At 43.5% G+C, this 21,421-nt stretch carries 22 protein-coding genes; 20 read left to right on the top strand and 2 right to left on the bottom strand.

From position 1 onward, the window contains the following. The first annotated feature begins 129 nt into the window (after positions 1 to 129). The 3 genes from CRO04_RS04825 to CRO04_RS04835 all read left to right on the top strand — a co-directional run bounded on the left by CRO04_RS04825 (position 130) and on the right by CRO04_RS04835 (position 2,559). On the top strand, positions 130 to 1,116 hold the full coding sequence (locus tag CRO04_RS04825; protein ID WP_097003108.1) for a hypothetical protein: 987 nt from the start codon (positions 130 to 132) through the stop codon (positions 1,114 to 1,116). 208 nt (positions 1,117 to 1,324) lie between these two features. Beyond that, a complete protein-coding gene (locus CRO04_RS04830; protein WP_097003109.1) occupies positions 1,325 to 1,855 on the top strand; it encodes a cysteine hydrolase family protein in 531 nt (176 codons plus the stop codon). 71 nt (positions 1,856 to 1,926) lie between these two features. Then, positions 1,927 to 2,559: a GyrI-like domain-containing protein gene (locus tag CRO04_RS04835; protein ID WP_097003110.1), complete on the top strand. Its 633-nt coding sequence runs from the start codon at positions 1,927 to 1,929 to the stop codon at positions 2,557 to 2,559. A gap of 204 nt (positions 2,560 to 2,763) precedes the next feature. Here the strand turns inward: CRO04_RS04835 and CRO04_RS04840 are convergent, their stop codons facing one another. Then, positions 2,764 to 3,522 (bottom strand): response regulator transcription factor, encoded by a 759-nt coding sequence (locus CRO04_RS04840; protein ID WP_097003111.1) that lies wholly within the window; start codon positions 3,520 to 3,522, stop codon positions 2,764 to 2,766. Further along, complete coding sequence (locus tag CRO04_RS04845) at positions 3,500 to 5,224, bottom strand: sensor histidine kinase (protein ID WP_242974346.1); 1,725 nt, start codon at positions 5,222 to 5,224, stop codon at positions 3,500 to 3,502. The genes CRO04_RS04840 and CRO04_RS04845 overlap by 23 nt, the downstream gene beginning before the upstream one ends. 342 nt (positions 5,225 to 5,566) lie before the next feature. Here CRO04_RS04845 and CRO04_RS04850 point away from each other — a divergent pair, with 342 nt between their 5' ends. The 17 genes from CRO04_RS04850 to CRO04_RS04930 all read left to right on the top strand — a co-directional run bounded on the left by CRO04_RS04850 (position 5,567) and on the right by CRO04_RS04930 (position 21,420). Beyond that, positions 5,567 to 6,898 (top strand): ABC transporter substrate-binding protein, encoded by a 1,332-nt coding sequence (locus tag CRO04_RS04850; RefSeq protein WP_097003112.1) that lies wholly within the window; start codon positions 5,567 to 5,569, stop codon positions 6,896 to 6,898. A gap of 13 nt (positions 6,899 to 6,911) precedes the next feature. After that, positions 6,912 to 7,790 carry a carbohydrate ABC transporter permease gene (locus CRO04_RS04855; protein ID WP_097003113.1) on the top strand — a complete coding sequence of 293 codons (879 nt, stop codon included), beginning with the start codon at positions 6,912 to 6,914 and terminating at the stop codon, positions 7,788 to 7,790. Then, on the top strand, positions 7,787 to 8,608 hold the full coding sequence (locus CRO04_RS04860) for a carbohydrate ABC transporter permease (protein WP_097003114.1): 822 nt from the start codon (positions 7,787 to 7,789) through the stop codon (positions 8,606 to 8,608). The genes CRO04_RS04855 and CRO04_RS04860 overlap by 4 nt, the downstream gene beginning before the upstream one ends. Before the next feature lie 16 nt (positions 8,609 to 8,624). Next, entirely contained in the window at positions 8,625 to 10,658 is a 2,034-nt protein-coding gene (locus CRO04_RS04865; RefSeq protein WP_097003115.1) for a beta-glucosidase family protein, read from the top strand. Positions 10,659 to 10,682: 24 nt separating this feature from the next. Then, positions 10,683 to 12,941, top strand: a complete 2,259-nt coding sequence (gene yicI, locus CRO04_RS04870) for an alpha-xylosidase (protein ID WP_097003116.1) — start codon at positions 10,683 to 10,685, stop codon at positions 12,939 to 12,941. 177 nt (positions 12,942 to 13,118) lie between these two features. Then, positions 13,119 to 13,391 carry a hypothetical protein gene (locus tag CRO04_RS04875; protein WP_097003117.1) on the top strand — a complete coding sequence of 91 codons (273 nt, stop codon included), beginning with the start codon at positions 13,119 to 13,121 and terminating at the stop codon, positions 13,389 to 13,391. 205 nt (positions 13,392 to 13,596) lie between these two features. After that, positions 13,597 to 13,809, top strand: a complete 213-nt coding sequence (locus CRO04_RS04880; RefSeq protein WP_097003118.1) for a hypothetical protein — start codon at positions 13,597 to 13,599, stop codon at positions 13,807 to 13,809. Next, positions 13,766 to 14,917: a hypothetical protein gene (locus CRO04_RS04885; RefSeq protein ID WP_097003119.1), complete on the top strand. Its 1,152-nt coding sequence runs from the start codon at positions 13,766 to 13,768 to the stop codon at positions 14,915 to 14,917. The genes CRO04_RS04880 and CRO04_RS04885 overlap by 44 nt, the downstream gene beginning before the upstream one ends. A 155-nt stretch (positions 14,918 to 15,072) precedes the next feature. Then, on the top strand, positions 15,073 to 15,393 hold the full coding sequence (trxA, locus tag CRO04_RS04890) for a thioredoxin (protein ID WP_097003120.1): 321 nt from the start codon (positions 15,073 to 15,075) through the stop codon (positions 15,391 to 15,393). 199 nt (positions 15,394 to 15,592) lie between these two features. Further along, on the top strand, positions 15,593 to 16,426 hold the full coding sequence (locus tag CRO04_RS04895; protein WP_097003121.1) for a MerR family transcriptional regulator: 834 nt from the start codon (positions 15,593 to 15,595) through the stop codon (positions 16,424 to 16,426). Between the two features lie 293 nt (positions 16,427 to 16,719). Next, positions 16,720 to 17,694, top strand: coding sequence for a DMT family transporter (locus CRO04_RS04900; RefSeq protein ID WP_097003122.1), 975 nt, complete (start codon positions 16,720 to 16,722; stop codon positions 17,692 to 17,694). Next, positions 17,684 to 17,974 (top strand): ethanolamine utilization microcompartment protein EutM, encoded by a 291-nt coding sequence (gene eutM / locus CRO04_RS04905; RefSeq protein WP_097003123.1) that lies wholly within the window; start codon positions 17,684 to 17,686, stop codon positions 17,972 to 17,974. The genes CRO04_RS04900 and eutM overlap by 11 nt, the downstream gene beginning before the upstream one ends. Then, positions 17,974 to 18,972, top strand: a complete 999-nt coding sequence (locus tag CRO04_RS04910) for a DMT family transporter (RefSeq protein WP_097003124.1) — start codon at positions 17,974 to 17,976, stop codon at positions 18,970 to 18,972. The genes eutM and CRO04_RS04910 overlap by 1 nt, the downstream gene beginning before the upstream one ends. A 4-nt stretch (positions 18,973 to 18,976) precedes the next feature. Then, the gene (locus tag CRO04_RS04915; protein WP_097003125.1) at positions 18,977 to 19,264 is read left to right on the top strand and encodes a hypothetical protein; all 288 of its coding nucleotides are present in this window, start codon (positions 18,977 to 18,979) and stop codon (positions 19,262 to 19,264) included. A gap of 20 nt (positions 19,265 to 19,284) precedes the next feature. After that, the gene (locus CRO04_RS04920) at positions 19,285 to 19,581 is read left to right on the top strand and encodes a BMC domain-containing protein (RefSeq protein ID WP_097003126.1); all 297 of its coding nucleotides are present in this window, start codon (positions 19,285 to 19,287) and stop codon (positions 19,579 to 19,581) included. 17 nt (positions 19,582 to 19,598) lie between these two features. Continuing rightward, positions 19,599 to 19,904 (top strand): BMC domain-containing protein, encoded by a 306-nt coding sequence (locus CRO04_RS04925; RefSeq protein ID WP_097003127.1) that lies wholly within the window; start codon positions 19,599 to 19,601, stop codon positions 19,902 to 19,904. 31 nt (positions 19,905 to 19,935) lie between these two features. Further along, a complete protein-coding gene (locus tag CRO04_RS04930) occupies positions 19,936 to 21,420 on the top strand; it encodes an aldehyde dehydrogenase family protein (RefSeq protein WP_097003128.1) in 1,485 nt (494 codons plus the stop codon). Position 21,421: the final 1 nt, after the last annotated feature.

Genomic DNA, 21,421 nt, shown 5'->3' on the forward strand with positions numbered 1-21,421 from the left:
TCAGACATGATAATTATGAATGGATAACATTTGATGAAGGAAGAACCCCTTCTTCTGTTATCTGATAAGAAACTTGTTAACTGAGTAGTCATTCTTGACTGCATCATTATTATACTAGGGGGAAATGATATGTATTTGCGCAAAAAAATTATTACTTTATTAGGGGCGTGCTTTTGTATGATAGCCGTACCGTTTACGTCTATGGCTTCTTCCGACACAATCCAGGAGGTAAAAATTAATATTGGTTTGCAACAAGATGGGAACGATGTAGAAGTCGGTGTCACCACGGACTCCAATATGTACCATGTAGATGATGTCGATGTAATTCGTGGGTCGGATATCAATTGGACTGATGATGATGCACACATTCTGAAAGTTCGGCTGAAAGCTGATGATAACAATACATTTTCTGAAGGGACTATAAAAAAGCATTTATCCATCAGTGGAGCTAGTGGAACGTTAGTAAGTTGTCAGTCAAATGGTTGGGATTTAACCGCATATATCGCATTAGATGTCTTTTATAAATATGACCTTGATGTGCGTGACTTAGCTTTAAGTGATCTGGAATGGGATGAGATGAATGGGATAGCCAGATGGAACGCAGCGGGTGATGCAGATAAGTATGAGGTACAGCTTTACCGTGGCAGCCAATCCGTAACGTCAGTGTTTAAAACGGAAGAAACAAGCTATGATTTTTCCAGTTTTATTACCAAATCTGGTTCTTATACCTATAAAGTCCGTGCTATAACGGATTCGTCACTTAAGGGCAGCTGGAAAAAATCAGAATCCTGGCATGTAAATCTGAAAGATGCTGAAAAGATTAGTTCCGGTGGATCTGCGGATACGCTGTCAGGTCCTGGGGACAGCCGCAGTGGCAAATGGATAAAGGATGATAAAGGCTGGAAGTATCGAACTGATAATACGTATATGGTCAGCAACTGGAAATATATTAATGGAAGCTGGTATTATTTCAATGAAGCTGGTTACATGGTGACTGGCTGGGTTAATTGGAAAAATAAGTGGTATTATTGCGGTGATGATGGTGCCATGGATACGAATACAACGACTCCGGATGGGTATAGGGTAGGAAATGATGGAGCATGGACGGGAGCCTGATATTCATGTTCTGCATATTTGAAATTAACTTAGTATTATAAAAGTCTTGTATCTTGAACTGCAACATCCCATAAGTTGAAATAGGCTTCGCTTATGGGGATCGGTTCAAGTTATAGGACTTTATTTTTTATGTTGCATTTTCTTATGAATGGTTTTAAAATACTGGAAATAGTATAAAAGGTATTAGTTTGTCTAGGGAGGATTTATAATGAGTTACGATGCGTTAATAATTGTTGACATGCAGACTGCTTTGGTAGAAGCTGAACCTTATAACAGAGTGACAGTGATAGAGAATATAAAGGTATTATTGGATTCCTGCAGAAAAAAAGGTATCCCTGTTATCTACGTCCAGCACGACGGTGGAATGGGAGACGAGCTGGAGCAAGGCAGCGTCGGCTGGACGATTTACAAAGACATCGCTCCGCTCCCGGATGAAAAAATATTTGAAAAACATTATAACAGTGCATTTAGAAAGACCGGTTTACATGAGTACCTGCAGGAAAAAGGTATAAAGAAAATTATTCTATGTGGAATGCAGACGGAGTACTGTCTCGATGTCACCTGTAAAGTGGCTTTTGAATATGAATATGAGGTAACCATACCGCAGTCAACCACGACCACATTTGATAATGCTTTTGCGAGCGGGAGGGACCTGGCAGAATATTATGAAAATAAAATATGGAATAACCGCTATGCGCAGGTTATTAGTTTAGATGAGATAAAAGACTTGATAAAATAAGTGATTGACTCTCACACGATGTAAGGTTTTATACTAGACCTTGATAACAATTAGAAACTGGAGGTAAAAATATGGCTTTTGATTTTAAGAAAGAATATAAAGAATTTTATATGCCAAAAAACACACCGCAGATAATAACTGTTCCAGTTACAAATTATATCGCAGTGAGAGGCAAAGGGGATCCAAATCAGGAAGGCGGAGCATATCAGAAAGCATTGAACATTTTATATGCGGTTGCTTATACTATTAAAATGAGTTATAAGGGTACGCATAAAATAGAAGGTTTTTTTGAATATGTAGTTCCTCCGCTGGAAGGCTTCTGGTGGCAGGATCATGTCACAGGTGTGGACTACTCAAATAAGGACACATTCAATTGGATTTCCGTTATCCGTCTGCCGGACTTTGTAACAAAAGAGGATTTTGACTGGGCAGTGGCAGAAGCGGGCAGAAAGAAAAAGCTTGATTGCTCGTTGGCAGAGTTCCTGACAGTAGACGAGGGGCTATGTGTACAAATCATGCACATGGGCCCATTTGATGAGGAACCGGCTACCGTTGCTGTTATGGATGAGTATCTGCATGAAAATGGTTATATAAATGATATGTCAGATATCCGTTTACACCATGAAATTTATCTTTCAGATACCCGTAAAGTGCAGCCCGCAAAATGGAAGACAGTCATTCGTCACCCCATAATAAAGACCTGAAATAAGCACTATTCCTATAATCAGGTTGAATAACTATGAATCTGTAGAGCCGAACATTTATGCACTGTGCTTTTGTTTGCAACATTTATCTTGGCATTGCTGATTACATAAACAGCCTGCTCCGCTTCAATGGGCATAAGTTGAAAAAATAGCCTACCATACGGCAACAGGATAGGCGGTGACCATTTTAGTAAAAGCAATTAATTAAGTTCTATTCCGGTATTCGCTTGGCTGAATACCCACATAAGATTTAAAAACCCTGCTGAAATAAGCGCTGTCCGGATATCCGGATAATTCCCCTACCTTCTGGATCTCCAAACCCGGGTTATGGAGCAACAGCCGTTTGGCTTCATTGATTCGAATTCTTGTCAGATACTTGGAAGGAGTTTCTCCTGTACTCTTCTTAAATATCTTCCCGAGATATTCCGGTGTAAATCCCAGCTTCTCACTGATTTCCTGGAAAAAAACTTCATTCTTATAATTCTCCTGAAGATATTTCTCCATGAGTCTGCAAATAGATTCCTGGCTCAGTCTGTCATGATCCGTACAGTAGGATTCCAGGACATCTGTTTCAGACTTCATGGTAATCAGCAGCTTCTGAAGTGATTCAAACAGATTCTCCACTGTAACCGGTTTTAATAAATAATCTACGACTCCATAGCGGATGGCAGACTGGGCATATGAAAAATCATCATAACCGCTGATTATAATAATCTTAACACCAGGATGATTCTTCTTTAAATATCCTGCCAGCTCAATCCCGTCACACTGTGGCATCCGTATATCAGTGATAATGAGATCCGGGCAGGTTGCCTCTGTTAATTCAATTGCCTCCAGTCCATTTGCAGCTTCACCCGCCAGCCTAAGAGGCAGATTCAACGAAGTGATTTTTTTGATCAGGTTTTTTCGAATCAGGCTTTCATCTTCCGCTGCCAGATAACTATAGCTCTGGATGGTGCTCATAATATTCCTCCCTTGACTGATAGACAGGTCCGCCCAGAATAAAACTGGTTTTGTTTGAATTGGAGCAGTCAATCTGGAATACTGCTTCCGCTCCATACAGCAGCCTTAAACGCAGGCAGACATTTTTAAGTCCCATGTTGCCGATCTGCAGTGAATTCCATTCTTTATCCATATCCAGGTTTTCATAGAGTCTTAACAGTTCGTTTTTCTTTTCTTCACTTAAGAGCCCTCCATTATCCTCAACCTTTAAATACCACCGTTCATGATCCGCATAGGAAGAGATGGAAAGCTGCCATGGCGGAGAAATCTGAAATCCGTATTTAAACGCATTTTCCACAATTGGCTGAATAATGAGTTTTGGTATGTAGAATTGCTCCGTTTCCTTTGCAATGTCCAGGGTATAGGAAAAACCTTCATGAAAGCGCATCTGCATACAGTTTAAATAGCACTCCGTATAAAAGATCTCCTCCTTAAGTGGGACAATCATCTCTCTGGAGGAAGAAATATATCGGAAGTAGTCACAAAGGTACTGGCACATCCGTACGATATCCTCATTCATCTCTTCTTCCGCCATCACCGATATATTGGTCAGGCAGTTATAAAGAAAATGAGGGTTGATGAGTGACTGGGCGGCCTGAAATTTGGCCCTTGTTTCCTCGGACCTGGACAATAAGACTTCCTGCGAAGTGGAACGCAGCTTTTCGTACATGCTGCGAATGGATTCACACAGCAGGGAAAGTTCTTTAATGCTGCTGTCAGCAGAGGTTAAGTTCACCTTTTTTTCGTCAAGTACACGGCTGATGGTGATTTTACCTGTCGCTGCCGTAAGCTTTTCCAAAGGTACCGTGAGACGCTTGGATATAAAAAAGCAGATGAAGAGGGTTACCAGAATGGAAAATGCTCCGATCAGGAAAAACGTTGTTCTGAAAAAGGACAGTGATCGGTTAAATGCTGATTTTGGTTTGATTAAGATCACAGTCCAGTCATAGCCCTCAATCGTCTGGTCAGCATAGAGATATTTGCCGCTGCTTCCTGTATTTAAGATGCCGGCTTTATCGTCTTTTGATGAAGCCTGAGTGATCATGGCATAGTAATTGGGATACGAGGAATCCGACTGATAAGGATAGACAAGTTCCTTTCTGGAATTATAAATAAAGACCCAGCTGTCCGGATTCTGGCTTTCAAGCTGGGAGCATAAGGAGAATATCCGGTCGCAGTCCTGTACCACTTCAACAATCCCTTCCGGCGTGCCGTCCGGTTCCAGAAAGAGACGTACCAGGGATATGAATTTCTGGGATTTCTGATTTTCGCCTTTTGCCGAGAGCTGCCGGTTCACAATCGGAGCCGTTATGTATTTATGACCGTTTAATGCAAGGGTCTGGGAATACCAGGGGAGGTGTTCTAAATTCACAGAAGTAGTTTTAAGCCAGTAACCGGCTTCCACGCAGGAACCGTCCATTGTATATAAGTTAATTTCAGAGGCACTCTGATAGGCTCCGATCATGGCTGTGACGATATCATGGATTGCCATCGCCTTTTCTCTGGAATCTGCCTGATTAACAGGTGCTGTTCCGTTACGCTGATAAGAGGTGGAGAACTCCCTGAAATTCATTTTTATGGCATTGGAATAAACAATGTTCATGGAGATGGACGAGAGGCTGTCAAGCTGGGTTCTGACCGAGCTTTCCACCGAAGCGCACATATTCTCAAGATCCTTAGAGGCATCCTTTAAGGCATTTTTGCGATAATGAGTATAAGTGAAAATAAAGAAAATAGCCAGTAGTACCAGGATAAAAAGACTATATATAATAAAGAGATACCATTTTTGGGAATACTGTTCTGACTTTTTGATCGAAAAGCACCTCCCTTTTTGAACAACATTATACAATGTAGTTCAAAAAAATGCAAATGGTAGTTCGTAATTGTCTATTTTGACCCAGTCTCGCTTGTGGTATTATGAATTTATAACAAAACATTATTTGTTCCAGCTACTTATATGGAAGAAATAACGAATCTCTCGGTGAGAAGAATAAAGGAGAATGTCATGAAAAAGAGTGGAAAGAAAATGATCAGCCTGACTTTGGCGGTGATACTTGCGGCAGGATTAACGGCGGGCTGCAATACGGGAGCCAGCAGCGGGAATAGTAATGAGAGCGGTGGTACAAAAAAGAATGTAACACTGACATTTGGCAGTCATCAAAGTGGTCTTCCTACTTCCGGTATTGTTCAGGAACTTGCCAAAGAGTTTGAAGGAGAAACGGGAATTAAGATTGATTTTCAGATTTCTCCGGATGCACAATGGAGAGATTTAATTAAGGTGAAGCTGGAGTCGGGAGAAGCACCGGATATTATATGCGCGGATACGCCCATCGACCTTGCTTCCAGCACTCATATGGATCAATACTGTGCAGAGCTGTCAGATCAGAGCTGGGTGGACCGGATGGATAAAAGCGCACGGTCTGCAGTTTCTGTTGACAAAAAGGTATACGGCATTACATTTCCTGGAGCAAAGATGTATTTTTATCTCTATAATAAAGACATTTTCAATCAGTTAGGACTGAAGGTCCCTTCCACCTATGCAGAATTCAAAGAAGTCTGCCAGAAAATCAAGGATTCCGGGACAACACCAATTTATGAAGCGACCACCAATGGATGGCATCAGGTGCTTCCGCTGTTTGAGACAGGCGGATTGTGGCTGGCCCAGGACCCGGATATCTACCAGAAGTTAAATGATAACAAGATTGATCTGGATCAGATTCCTTCCCTTCTGACGATTATTGAGCAGCTAGATGAATGTGCCAGAGCAGGTTATTTCGGTGACGATTATTTAAGCAATGCATGGGAAAACGGAAAAGAGGCAATGGCTTCGGGCAGATGTGCCATGACAATCGCGGAATTAGGCTACCGGGGTGAGATTGAAGCGGATTATCCGGATTTTAAAGCCAATGAAAAATTAGGGGCGTTTGTGATGCCGTGGGGAGATAACCAGATCATTGGAGTCAATCCTGCAAGCAATGCTTATTTCATTAACAAGGACAGTAAGTATGTGGAAGAGGCAAAGCAATTTTTTGAATTCCTTTCCAGACCGGAAAACTTACAGAAACGTCTTGACGGACAGCCGGAGCTAAGCAACTTATGCTGGTCTGAGATTAAGAGCAAATATTCTGAAGAGGATCAGAAATTCCTGGATTCCCTTCAAAAGGCCAATGTAGTCCAGACCTCTGTGAATTATATTGACAGCCAGTGGATGGACGTAGGTAAGGATCTGGAATCCATGTATACAGGCGCGATGAACCCGAAGGATGTACTGGACTCAATTATGAAGCGGCGGACGGAGCAGGCGACTCTGCAAAAAGATCCGGGCTGGATAAAATAAAGGAACGATGTAAATGAACAGAAAAAAAATATACCCGTGGTATTATGCTGCCGGTGCGGCCATTCTCTTCTTTCTCCTGTGCTTTCTGCCGGGCGTGCTTGGAATCGCATATTCCTTTACAGACTGGAATAATTTCAGCAGTGAGATACATTTTGTGGGGCTGGCAAATTATAAAGCAATTTTTCAGGGAAAATCGGAATATTTGAAATACATATTTAATACCCTGTTATTTACAGCAGCCACAACGGTTCTGAAAACGATTGTGGGGCTGGCTCTGGCCCTGTTATTAACCAGGTCTTTTATCTGGGGTAAAAATGTCCACCGCATGATTATATTTTCGCCTCAGGTTATGTCCTATCTTGTGGTAGGTCTGGTTTTCCGGAGCATGCTTCACCCAAACACAGGCTTTTTAAATAATTTCCTGAGAGGAATCGGTCTTGCAGGACTGGCAAATAACTGGCTGACTGACTTAAAACTTGTTTTTCCAACTGTGATTTTAGTCGATACCTGGAAGGGTATGGGATATATTATGGTGATTATCATTGCGGGGCTGCTTTCTGTAGCCCCGGAATACTACGAAGCTGCCAGCATCGACGGTGCCAGCTTCTTTCAAAAGTTTACCCGTATCACCCTTCCGCTTTTAAAACCAGTTCTTGTAAATATAACGGTTTTAAATGTCACGTATGGTCTGCGAGTCTTTGACATGATCTATTCCCTGACAAACGGCGGACCGGGCAATGCCACCGGAGTGATTAATACGGCAGTATATAAAGAATTTTCCAAAGGCAATCTGGCCATGGGAACCACGCTGTCAAGTATCTTATTCTTAGTGGTTTTATCTCTCCTTTATTTTATTATCTGGTCGATGGAAAACAAGGAGGTGGAGGTATGAGAAAGAGAAGCATTGTTTCCTTAGCCGGAAATCTGGTTACCATTTTTATCAGTCTGATTGTTTTACTTCCGCTGGCAGTCTTATTAATCAATTCCTTTAAGACCTCCGCGGAGGCTAACCGTATGACCCTTTCTCTGCCGAAAGAATGGGTGTTTGAAAATTACATTACAGTGGTGGAAAAGGGAAAGCTGTTTTCTTCATTTCTTAATGGAATTCTTTATGCTTCCTGCAGCGTAGTATTAATTGTCATTCTGGTTTCAGCTGCCGCATTTGTGATATCCAGAAATCAAAAGGGGATCAACCGGTTTTTGTATTATTTTATTATTTCAGGAATAGCAGTACCAATTAACAACGTGGCGCTGATGAAGGTATTACAGGTTTTTCATCTGGTGAATACACGGGTCGGAATTATTCTTTTATATGCAGCAATTAATATTCCTTTAAGTCTTTTTCTTTCCTTTGGATTTATTGCGACAATACCCAGGGAGATTGATGAAGCAGCGGTGATTGACGGGTGCAGTCCACGCCAGCTTTTTATAAGGGTGATTGTACCTCTTATAAAACCGATTATGTCTACGGTATTCGTATTAGAGTTTATGACGGTGTGGAACGATTTTACCATGCCGCTGTATTATCTGAACAATTCCCGGAAATGGCCCATGACTCTGGCAGTATACAGCTTTTTCGGAGCATTTGAGAATTCCTGGAATCTGGTTGCTGCAGACATTATATTAACTCTGGCACCGGTACTGGTGGTATTTGTTATAGGTCAGAAGTATATTGTGGGCGGAGTTTCCGCCGGTTCGGTCAAGGGATAAACAACAGGAGGTTTCCATGGAAAGGCATGAAATTGAGGAACTGGTAAACGAACTGACACTGGATGAAAAGATCGGAATGATACACGGAACTGGGATTTTTCATACGGGCGGAGTAGAACGTCTTGATATTCCACCCCTGTGGATGTCTGATGGACCTATGGGAGTGAGGAGGGAGCTTTTAGATGATAACTGGGAGCCAAAGGGAAACAGCGATGATTTTGTTTCCTACTTACCCTCCAATACCGCTCTCGCATGTACATGGAACCCCAGACAGGCGAAACAGATGGGGCGTGTACTGGGGGCTGAGGCAAGGGGGAGAGGGAAGGACGTAATTCTCGCTCCGGGAATTAATATAATCCGCACACCGCTTTGCGGACGCAATTTTGAATACATGAGTGAAGATCCCTGTCTTACCGCCCAAATGGCAGTTCCGCTGATCAAAGGAATTCAGGAAAATGATATTGCAGCCTGTGTGAAGCATTTTGCGGTTAATAATCAGGAGACAAACCGTCTTTCGGTAAACGTAAAGGTCAGCGAACGGGCGCTGCGGGAAATTTATCTCCCTGGCTTTGAAGCGGCTGTATTGGACGGAAAAGCCCAAACCATAATGGGGGCCTATAATCAATTACGGGGAGAATTCTGCTGCCACAACCGTTACCTTTTATGGGATATCCTCCGCATGGAATGGAAGTTTGACGGAGTAGTGATATCGGACTGGGGCGCTGTTCATAATACACTTAAGGCGGCTTTAGGCGGTCTTGATATCGAAATGTCTGTTACCAATGATTTTGACCATTATTATATGGCAGAACCGCTTCGCAGCAAGGTATTGGAAAAAGAAGTGGATGAGGCGGTTATTGATGAGAAGATCAGGAATATCTTAAACCTGATGGACCGTCTGTCCATGCTTGGAGACAGAAAGAAAACCAGGAATCCAGGCGTATACAATGCTTCTGAACACCGGGAAGCGATACGGTCCTGCGGCGAGGAAGCTGTAGTTCTTCTGAAAAACGAAGAAAACAGACTTCCCATAATTCTGAAAGAAAAGAAACGCCTGGCGGTAATTGGAGAACTTGCAGACGCACTTCATGCACCCGGAGGCGGAAGCGCGGGAATCAAAGCATTATATGAGATATCTCCTCTCATGGGGCTTAAGATGGAAGCAGGGGGAAATATTAAGGTGGAATATGAACCAGGAGCAGGGGCTGAGGGGATAACCCGGGCCGCAGCTCTGGCTGCAGAATGTGAAGATGTGATAGTAATCTGCGGTCTGAACCATGAATATGATGTGGAAGGGCAGGACCGAAAGGATATGAAGCTTCCTGAGGGGCAGGAGAAACTAATTACTGCAGTTCTGAATGCTAATGATAACGCTGTTGTTGCAGTAGCGGCTGGATCGCCGGTGAATTTAGAGGCCTTTGCAGACCGGACGAAAGCCATTGTATATACCAGCTACAATGGTATGGAGGGAGGACGGGCGCTTGCCAGAGTCCTTCTGGGAAGCGTAAATCCATCCGGAAAGCTGCCGTTTACTTTTCCGGTCCGCCTTGAAGATTGCCCGGCTCATAAGCTGGGAGAGTTTCCGGGAGGTGAAACGGTGGTTTACAAAGAAGATGTCTTTGTGGGATACCGTTATTTTGAATCGGAAGGTATTAAGGTACGATACCCCTTCGGTCACGGATTATCATATACGGAGTATCAATATGAGAATCTGAGAGTTGAGAAAGCCGGTCTGAATGTTTTCGTAAAGGTGGATGTACGTAACTGCGGGACACGGGCGGGTCTTGAAACGGTTCAGGTTTATGTCAGGGCTGCAGGGAAAACCGTAAAGCGGCCTCTTATGGAACTGCGGGCATTTGATAAAACGGAACTGGAGCCTGGGGAAAGTAAGACTCTGTCTTTTTGTTTAACCCAAAGGGATTTTTCCTATTATAATGAAGAATTAAAGAGTTTCATTGTACCTGATGATGAATATGAGATTTGTGTGGGAAGTTCAGTTTCAGATATACGGTTAAGACAGTGCATAGAGGTTCAGGAAGATGAGATCTGAACCATTCAGGTAAGGAGAGCAGAGATGAAATTTACCAGTGGTTTTTGGAATGTAAGAGAGGAAATGATACCTCTCTATGCGGTAGAATATGCAGACAGCCGGATTAAGGACGGAGAGCTGACGGTTTATGCTCCGGGCAGACATATTAAAAGCAGAGGAGACATTTTAAACTTAGGGATGCTGACAATCCGTATTACCAGTCCAATGGAAGATGTGCTGAAGGTTTCCGTTTCCCATTTTGAAGGGCTTGCTGATGCTGGTCCCTTTCCTGCGATTGCAGAATGCAGTCCAAAGGTGACTATTGTTGAATCAGAGAATGAAATCGCCTACCAGTCAGGCAATACCAGGGCGGTTATTGACAAACGGCCTGAATCCTGGGGAATCCGCTTCTATGATGGGGACAGGGAGCTTACAGGCACCGGTTTTAAAAATATGGCATATATGAAATACCGGGACAATGGAAAATGCTATATGGTCGAGCAGCTTGCACTTGATGTAGGGGAATATGTTTATGGCTTGGGTGAACGCTTTACTCCGTTTGTAAAGAATGGTCAGGTTGTGGAGATGTGGAATGAGGACGGTGGGACTGCCAGCGAGATTGCCTATAAAAATATCCCGTTCTATATGACGAATAAGGGATATGGGGTTTTGGTTGCTGATCCGGGAGACGTATCCTATGAGATTGGCAGCGAAAAGGTAGAACGTGTCCAGTTTTCTTTAGAGGGAGAACGGCTGGATTATTACATTATCAATGGACATACACCAAAAGGTACCATAAAAAAATATACGGAGTTAACCGGGAAACCGTCTCTACCGCCTGCATGGTCCTTTGGTCTCTGGCTGACAACTTCGTTTACAACAGAGTATGATGAAGATACCACCTCCGGTTTTATTGATGGAATGGCCAGGCGGGATATTCCTCTGCAGGTTTTTCATTTTGACTGCTTCTGGATGGAGGCGTATGAGTGGTGCAATTTTACCTGGGATGCCAAAACATTTCCGGATCCTGTGGGGATGCTGAGACGCTATCATGAAAAAGGGCTTAAAATCTGTGTGTGGATCAATCCGTATATAGCACAGAAGTCGACTCTGTTTCAGGAAGCAAAGGAAAACGGATATTTAATCAGAAAGAAAAAAGGGGCTGTCTGGCAGACCGATATGTGGCAGGCTGGTATGGGAGTGGTTGATTTCACCAATCCGGAGGCAGCAGCCTGGTATCAGGAAAAGCTGAAACTGCTTCTGGATATGGGTGTGGACTGTTTTAAGACGGATTTCGGAGAGAGGATCCCTGTGAAAGATATAGCTTATCACGATGGCTCTGATCCGGTGAGAATGCACAATTATTATACTTATTTATATAATAAGGCTGTTTTTGAACTGCTTGAAAGGGAGCGGGGAAAAGGGGAGGCCGTCTTATTTGCCCGCTCCGCTGCAGCAGGCAGCCAGAAGTTTCCGGTACACTGGGGAGGCGACTGTTCTGCTTCCTATCCGTCTATGGCTGAGACGCTTCGGAGCGGCCTTTCCCTGGCATGTTCCGGGTATGGGTTCTGGAGCCATGATATTGGTGGATTTGAGAGTACTGCAACTGCTGATGTGTACAAACGCTGGTGTCAGTTTGGACTCTTAAGCTCTCACAGCCGGCTTCACGGTTCCTCTTCTTACCGGGTTCCATGGCTGTTCGATGAGGAGGCCTGTGAGGTTCTCCGGAAATTTGTAAAGCTGAAATGCAGCCTTATGCCTTATTTATTCAGGCAGGCAGTAAAAGCCCATGAGAACGGCATTCCTGTTATACGACCTATGTTTATGGAATTCCCGGGAGACCGGGCCTGTGAGGTTCTTGACAGACAGTATATGTTAGGAGACAGCCTTCTGGTGGCACCGGTTTTCAATGAATCCGGTGAGGTGGAATATTATGTACCGGATGGCAGATGGGTGAATTTGCTGAATGGAGAAGTGATGTCAGGAGGAAGCTGGAGGAAGGAGACCTTTGATTATTACGGTCTGCCGGTTCTTGTAAGACAAAACAGCGTATTGGCGGTCGGCAGCTGCGATAACCGGACGGATTACGATTATTGTGACGGGGTTTCGTTCTGGCTGTCCGTATTTGAGGATGGAGGAGTAGGTGAGACTTCGGTTACCGACTTAGAAGGAAAAATTGTAATGAACGTAAAAGCAGTACGGGAAGGGGATGTGATCAGGCTTTATGTGGAAGGGGGGAACGGAAACTTTCATTATAAGGTATTGGGGGAACAGGAGGTTAAGGTTGTTTTAATTGAATCGTGAAGTAATAGTTAAAAAAAGGGTATTGCCTGATCACCTGAGCGAAGTGATTTTGCAATACCCTGTTAATCGTATACTTTAATTCTCATATTTGGGGATTATGATACAAAGCCAGGGGAAAATCAGTAAGTCACTCTGCTCGTCAAGCAGATACAGGAAGTATATAGAAAGCATTTTCATGTGGAAACAAAGTATACATGCAGATTAGACTACGAACATGTTCTCAACTATGGATTTACTGATTTGAATTATCAGGAGTGGAAAAAAGAAAGAGTTTTAAGTGCAGATGAATACGTTGATTACCTGGCTGGAACCCAGGTGGAGCACATCACGTTAAAGGAACCCTATAAATCCAGGTTTTACGATGGAATCAGGGAAGCTGTTATGAAGGCTGGGAATCAGATAAAAATAATGGATACTATTGCATTATACATAACAAAAAAGCCAGACTGAAAGACCACCTTATTATAATTAAGTAAAGATTCGGATTTCCCTTAAGGAAGTCCGTTTTTTCTGTTTTAATAATATTGGAATTCCAGTTCATAATAATCATGTGTATTCTTAACAGAATATGTCATTGCATTTATTGCAATAAAATATTATAATACATAGCTACTCCGCTTTATAAGTGAAAGAATCTACTACAAAGGAGGCAGTCATGGTTCAACATGTAAAAAACATAGTCAGAATATTCACAGGTGATTTTAAGCATATATTTTTTAATCCGGTTGCAACAACGCTGATTGCACTGAGATTAACGCTGTTGGTGTACATTTCACTCTCCCTGCTGGTTGGAATCGTATTGAGGAAGAAGGTGCTTGAACTGAATGAATTTTTTGAAGAAAAACTCAGCCAGACTGGAATCATGTAAGAAACGAATTCCTGTCTGGGCAGCTGCAGCCGTAGTGGCCGTCATAGTACTTGCTGCTGCTGGCTGGCATTATATCCCTATATATTATGCCAGATTTTATCTTGGCCGTTCAGCCCTGCAGACGCAGGGAATCCTAAAAGAACTCTGGGGAAGTGAAAAGGGCGAGGGAGATGCTTACGAAGACTCCTTTAAGCTGGTTGCAGACGAAGCACTCGTCAATGGAAAGCCGGTACTGGTGCTGCCCGGAGGTCTTGGGATTTCGCTTACCAAACAGAGAGATTTAAAGAATACATTTGCACAGGGAAAATTTGATGTCTATTTCCTTGGTGCCGTACAGGAAGGTGCACAATATTGGGCTGATGCCGATCAGGTGGTGATCCGGGTGCCCCAGATTTCAGCAGCACTAGTGAAAACAACCCAGACAGATGTTAAAGCTCAGCTGGGGGTATCCCCTCTTCCACAGCAAAATGAAAATTTCGGAAATAAATTTGGGATACTGATGGATCATATCAGGGATATGATTAAAAAAAGCAGGGTGGAGTTTACCGAAAGAGATGAAAACGGTGCTGCCATACGGGCACTGGTTCCAGCTGATCAGTTTGATTCAGTATTACAAGAGACAGGAGCGCTCTTTGAAGAGGGTCCTGGAGAGGAACTGAAAAGCTGGGCAAAATTTTTGGAAGAACGAAAAACGGAAGGGGATACCCAGGAAATACTTATTTCTATACGCAAAGACCTTTCCATATCACAAGTCATTATACCGGAACTGGCTTATGCCGGGTTTCAACGGGTGGAGAATCAGGGGGTACTTTTATCCGGTCATGTAACCGGACCGGATAGAGAAATCAATTTCGATACAACGGTGTATTTTGATAATAGCAGCAAAGAAAAAAGGTCCCTTCAGATAAAGGAATTAAACATCGGTTATAATAAGAAGAACTTAAGCCTGAAGGTGAAACTCAGCGGCGGTTATGAAGGCGGAAGAATTCCCGCAGGAGTTCTGGATCATGAAAAGCTCTCTACACAAGGGGAAGCAACCGTAAGTCTATCAGAATTAAAGGAGAAATTCCTGGAATTGATAAATTTTCTTGGAATAGAAGCGAAATAAATTTATAAATTCTATTGACAAAAGCAACTGTAACTTTTATAATAACAGTAATAAACAAACGCTACTTGCGGAGCATAATCCGTGAAATAATGATAAGACTAATGGAAGAAGGCAATTTTCCTGAAATAAGCGATAGAATAAAGGAGGAGCTATATATGTCAATCGTAACATTAACAAAGCAGAATTTCGATGAAGAGGTTTTAAAGACAGACGACGTGGTACTGGTGGATTTCTGGGCAACCTGGTGCGGACCCTGCAAGATGTTTGCACCGGTTCTTGATGAGATTGCTTCTGAGAATCATTCCGGTTTAAAGATAGGAAAGGTTGATGTGGATAATGAGCCGGACCTTGCCGGACAGTTTAAGGTTATGAGCATTCCTACAGTTGGAATTTTCAAAGGCGGAAAGCTGGCTGCAACTTCTGTGGGAGTGAAATCCAAGAAGGACATTCTGCAAATGGTAGAACAGGTTAAATAAAGGACTCATAAGACCACAGGCCAATCCTTAAACAGGAGGTGCCTGTGGTCTTTTTTTGCGAAGAAATAAGAAGTAAGTGGGTATTGACATTCCCCTATACGGGAAGGATTATACTGGTTGTACAGGCAGAATACGAACGATAAAATGAGTAGATGAACAGGGAACACATAGTCAATGACCAGTGCTTATGGGGGTTTACATGGAAGAAAAGAAACTATACTCAATAGGGGAAGTGAGTAAGATCTGCAACATTTCAACAAAGGCCTTGCGTTTCTACGACAAGATCGGGATCATATCGCCTGATATGATCTGCAAGGAGAACAGTTACCGCTACTATAACAAAGAAACGCTTATGACGGTTCCTGTGGTTAAATATTACAAACAGATGGGATTTAAGCTGGAAGAGATGCAGGGGCTTGTTGAAGGCAATACCTATTATTATCTGGAACAGAATTTCCGCAACAAGATTGGTCAGCTCTGTCTTCAGGAGCAGCAGATACACAACAGCTACGTAGCTGTCAAGGACTGGTATGAGCTGATTCAGGAAGCAAAAATGGTGCTCCAGAACAACGTACATGAGGTATCTGTGAAATTCCTTCAGGAGACCACCTTTTGCAGTCTGACACAGCGCTTCGATTACAATTATATGGAGTCCATCATAAACATTGAATGGACCAATCACTTAGAGAACGCTGAGAATGAGATTACAGGACCGGTAATCTTAAAGTTTGATTCCTTTGAAGATAAGATGGCAGGCAGATGCAAGACGGCAACCATTATGCAAAAGGCTATTCATCCATGCAAGGAATGCTTAAACCGCCAGACCTATGGCGGCGTCATGGCCGCTTCGGTTTATCACATTGGAAGACATGAGACCATTGATGAGGAATATGAACGGATTATAAACTGGGCAGCCAAACGGGGATACCAGTGCGGTAAGGAATGCTTTGAGCGTTATGTGGTGGATTACTGGACAACCAGGAATCCGCAAGAATTCGTGACGGAAGTCATTGTTCCCATTTTCCGGGATTAAGGATCATGAAAAGCAGGGCTCTTTTGAAACAGGAATGAGTAAATTTACTGTTTCAGGGGAGCCTTTTTTTTGTGCGGAGCATTAGAGAAAAAATATTAAAAAACAGGTTGACATTCCCCATAGGGGGAAGTCCTATACTAAATGCATAGAAAAATGCAGGCAGCCAGTAGAAAATTAGTAACATTAACAGGTGACATGCATTTTCTAAACGTTTTCAGCTGAACGTGAAAGAAAGAAAATGAAACAGGGAAACTTAAATTTTGTGCACTATTCAGATGGGGAAGGAAACTTAAATGACGGAAGCGCGTAAAAAATTTAAAAGAATTGGCATCACAACCGGTTTGATATCCGGCATTACGTATGGGTTATATACAACCTTTGTACTGATAGCCGGATATTACAAACCACTTGCCGGAGCAGTGGGTTTGTTTGCTGCTCCATATGTAACCTCAGGCTTAAATGATTTTTTTGCCGGTCTTTGGCTTACTGCTTATAACATAAAGACCGGAAGAATCCGGGAAATCGGCAGAAGCTTAAAGCTGTTCCCGGGAAAAATCATTGTGCTTGGATCTTTGATCGGAGGTCCGATCGCCAGCGGTGCTTACTTAATGGGTCTTGCCATGGCGGGAGCATATGCGATCCCTATATCAGCCATGTACATCCTGTTTGGAGCAATTTTTGCAAGGATCTTCCTGAAACAGAAAATTGTTCTCAGGGTGGGGACAGGTATGGTGATCTGCGTAATCGGAGCGATTGTAATTAACTGGGTAAGACCAGAAGGAAGCACAAATTTCACACTTGGAATTATATGTGCTTTTGTAGCGGCCATCGGCTGGGCTTTGGAAGGCGTTTTAGCAGCCTACGGAAGTGCCATGCTGGACAGCGATATTGTGATCAATATCCGTCAGCTTCTGTCAGGAGTGGTGGATCTGTTTGTTATTTTGCCTCTGGCAGGCGGAATGGGGTTATTAAAGGGCACGATGTTGTCCATGCCTCCGGTAGCATGGTTGATTGTTTCCGGACTCTGTGCAGCCATCTCCTACCTTTGCTGGTACAAATCAAACAGCACAGTGGGCTGCGCCATGGGAATGTCTTTAAATATAACCTACGCGTTCTGGGGCGTGCTGTTTTGTATCCTGTTTATCAAACAGCCAGTGACTCCTACCATTATTATTGGTTCTATTATCATTATGATCGGAGCTGTTTTAGTATCCGTTGACCCATTTGAATTGCTGAATAAAAAGGAGGAAGTAACAAATGAAATATGATGCATTAGGAATGATCGAAACAAAAGGTTTAATCGGTTCAATTGAAGCTGCGGACGCCATGGTAAAGGCAGCAAATGTAACACTTGTTGGAAAAGAATTTGTAGGCGGAGGTCTTGTTACCGTTATGGTAAGAGGCGATGTCGGAGCAGTAAAGGCAGCGACTGATGCAGGCGCAGCAGCAGCACAGAGAGTTGGCGAACTGGTATCTGTACACGTGATTCCACGTCCTCACGCAGAAGTTGAGACAATTCTTCCAAAGGATAAAAAGGAGATTAAGTAATGGGTAACCAAGGAATGACATCAGCATCTGCGGATGTAAAAATGGCAGCTATTAACAAAAAATTCAGGACAACTGGAATGACAACAGGTGCATTATCCGGACTTACATACGGAATTTATACAGTTCTTGTACTGGTAGCCGGTTACTATGAGCCTCTTGCCAGTGCTGCAGGTCTTTTAGCAGGACCCTATGTTTTATCCGGCTTAAATGACCTTTTCGCAGGAATCTGGCTGACTGCTTACAATGCAAAAAGCGGCCGTCTCCGTGAGATGGGCAGAAGTCTTAACACATTCCCTGGAAAAATGATTGTAATCGGATCTATTCTCGGAGGACCGATTGCAAACGGCGCCTATCTGGTTGGTCTTGCCATGGCAGGAGCGTACGCAATCCCGATCTCCGCATTATGCAGCTTATTTGGTGCTATTTTTGCCTGGATCTTCTTAAAACAGAAAATAACAAAAAGAGTTATGGTCGGTATGCTTGTATGTGTGGCTGGTGCCATCATCATCAACTGGACCAAGCCGGAAGGCAGTGACAACTTTACTCTGGGAATTATCTTCTCCTTTGTTGCAGCAATCTGCTGGGCACTGGAAGGTGTATTCTCTACCTACGGCGGAGCCATGATCGACACTGATGTGGCTGTAAACTTACGTCAGCTCATCTCCGGTATTGTAGACCTGTTCGTAATTCTTCCGATCGTTGGAGGAATGGGACTCTTAGGCGGAACCTTATTTGCAGGAATTCCTGCAGTCTGGCTGGCAGTATCCGGCTTAAGCGCAGCAGTATCCTTCCTTTGCTGGTATAAGAGCAACTCCACGGTTGGCTGTGCGATTGGTATGTCCTTAAATGTAACATATGCGTTCTGGGGCGTTTTCTTCTGTATCCTGTTTCTGGGACAGGCAGTTACCCCTACGATTGTAATCGGTTCTATCGTAATCGTGTTAGGTGCGATTGTGGTTACCATGAATCCACTGGATTTATTCAGGAAAGGGGAATAAAAAGATGTTATTACCTGCAAGAACAGCGGTTTTAAATTATTTATACGGAGTAGAAAGTGCTGACATCGCTCAGATTATGGGGGCTTTAAAGTCCCAGTACGGTACAGAGCGTCAGTTTACAAAAGATCGTTATATGGACCACGTAATGTCATTAGAGGCTAACGGACTTGTTAACTTAGAAAGCTATGACTTAGATGAGAAGGGTGAACTGCGTATGCGTTATTCCATTAACGAGGACGGCAAGGCAACCGTAGACAAATACGTTGATAAGAAATACCGTAATCATAAATAAATTTCAGGAGGTTTACGAAGGTGAGATATTACGGAGATGAGGCGTTAGGGCTGGTAGAAACCATTGGATTAACTCCGGCTCTGGAAGCAGCAGATAAGATGCTCAAAGCAGCAGATGTTGAATTGATTTCCTATGAAAACGTAGGCTCCACCCTGGTAACCATTATGGTAAAGGGTGATGTGGCAGCAGTGCGTTCCGCGGTAGATGCAGGCGCAGAGGCAGCAGCAGCTATCGGTAAACTGACTGCACATAATGTAATGCCAAGACCGATCAAAGAAGTCGGCGACATTGTATCAGTGCATGATATTGACGCGTAAAGAGAGGAAAACAGTATATGGAGAGATATGAAGCCATCGGCTCAATTGAAACATTTGGTTTGGTATTCGCATTAGAAGCAGCTGATGCTATGTGCAAAGCAGCAGATGTGGAACTGATTGGTTATGAGAACGTTGCTTCCGGATATATTTCCGTTCTGGTACGCGGAGATGTAGGAGCCTGTAAGACTGCAGTTGATGCAGGAGTGAAAGCAGTAAGCGATATGGGCGCTGAGATTTACAGCTGTGTTGTAATCCCAAGACCTCATCCGGATCTTGAGAAGATCATCAGGAGATATGCAATCGCTGCGCCGGAGCAGGAATAGAACGTATCCCGGTTGAAGGGAGAACAAAGAAATGAGTTTTGTAGATAAAGACCTTCTCTCCATACAGGAGGCAAGGATTTTAATGGAAAGCGCAAGAGACGCCGGTAAGACCATGCTGACCTTCCCCCAGGAAAAGCTTGATCAGATCGTCGAGGGTCTTGCGAAAGCAGCAAAGGAACTGGCTAAAGAGCTGGCGGTTATGTCCGCAGAGGAAACTGGCTACGGACGTGCCAAGGATAAGCTTGTGAAAGATACCTTTGTCTGTGATTATGTGCCGATGCACTTAAAAGACATGAAATGCGTGGGCATTCTGAAGGAAGACCCGGTACATAGAACTATGGACGTAGGTGTCCCGGTTGGTGTCATCGCTGCCCTTACCCCTTCCGTAAGTCCGGTATCCACTGCTATTTACAATGTACTGATTGCAGTGAAGTCCGGCAATCCAATCGTCATTGCTCCACATGAGCGGGCGGTGAAGGTCACAGGCAGGCTCCTTGACTGTATGAAAGAAGCCGGTCTTCGCTATGGACTTCCGGAAGGAGCTATTGGATATCTAAAGACGGTAACGAGAGCAGGAGCTTTGGAACTGATTCATCACCCGGCAGCAGCCATGGTGGTGAATACCGGAGTGCCGGAATTAAACCGTGAGGCAGCACAAAGCGGAAAACCCTATATTTACGGAGGCACCGGAAACGGCCCTGTATTTATAGAGCGGACAGCTGATATAAAACAGGCGGTTGAAGATATTATCGTAAGCCGTACCTTTGATTATGGAATCGTTTCTGCGGCAGAACAGTATGTGGTAGTGGACAGCTTAATTGCTGCAGAAGTAAAAGCGGAAATGTTGGAAAACGGTGCTTATTTCATGAACGGGGAAGAAGAGAAGCAGTTAATTGTTCTTCTCAACTTAGAACATGGAAATGCAGATACGGAGATTATGGGAAGACCGGCGTCAGAGCTTGCCAGACGTGCAGGCTTTACCGTGCCGGAGAATACAAGCGTTCTGGTTTCCCAGCAGAGATATATATCTGACAGGAACCCATTTGCAAAAGAGCTTCTTTGTCCCGTACTTGCTTACTACATCGAAAACGACTGGATGCATGCCTGTGAGAAATGTATGAATCTACTGGTAAATGAAAGCCATGGACACACTTTGGTAATCCATTCCAGAGACGAGGAAGTAATCCGGCAGTTCGCTTTGAAAAAACCGGTTGGAAGAGTGCTTGTCAATACTCCTGCAACATTAGGCAGCATGGGTATGACAACCAATTTATTCCCTGCCATGACACTGGGGAGTATCACAGCCGGAGCCGGTATTACATCGGATAATGTTTCCCCTATGAATTTCATCTATATCCGGAAAGTGGGATATGGGGTGAGAAAGGCCGATGAATATCTGGAAAATGCAAAGAAGGAGTTGTGTCCTGGTACTCAGATTTCGGCATCTGCCGGTCAGAATGGGGACGCAAAAGAACTTTTAAAGCAGATTTTAGAGGCATTATCAAAGGAACTGTAAG

This window comes from Lacrimispora amygdalina, assembly GCF_900205965.1.
In the GTDB taxonomy this organism is placed as follows: domain Bacteria; phylum Bacillota; class Clostridia; order Lachnospirales; family Lachnospiraceae; genus Lacrimispora; species Lacrimispora amygdalina_A.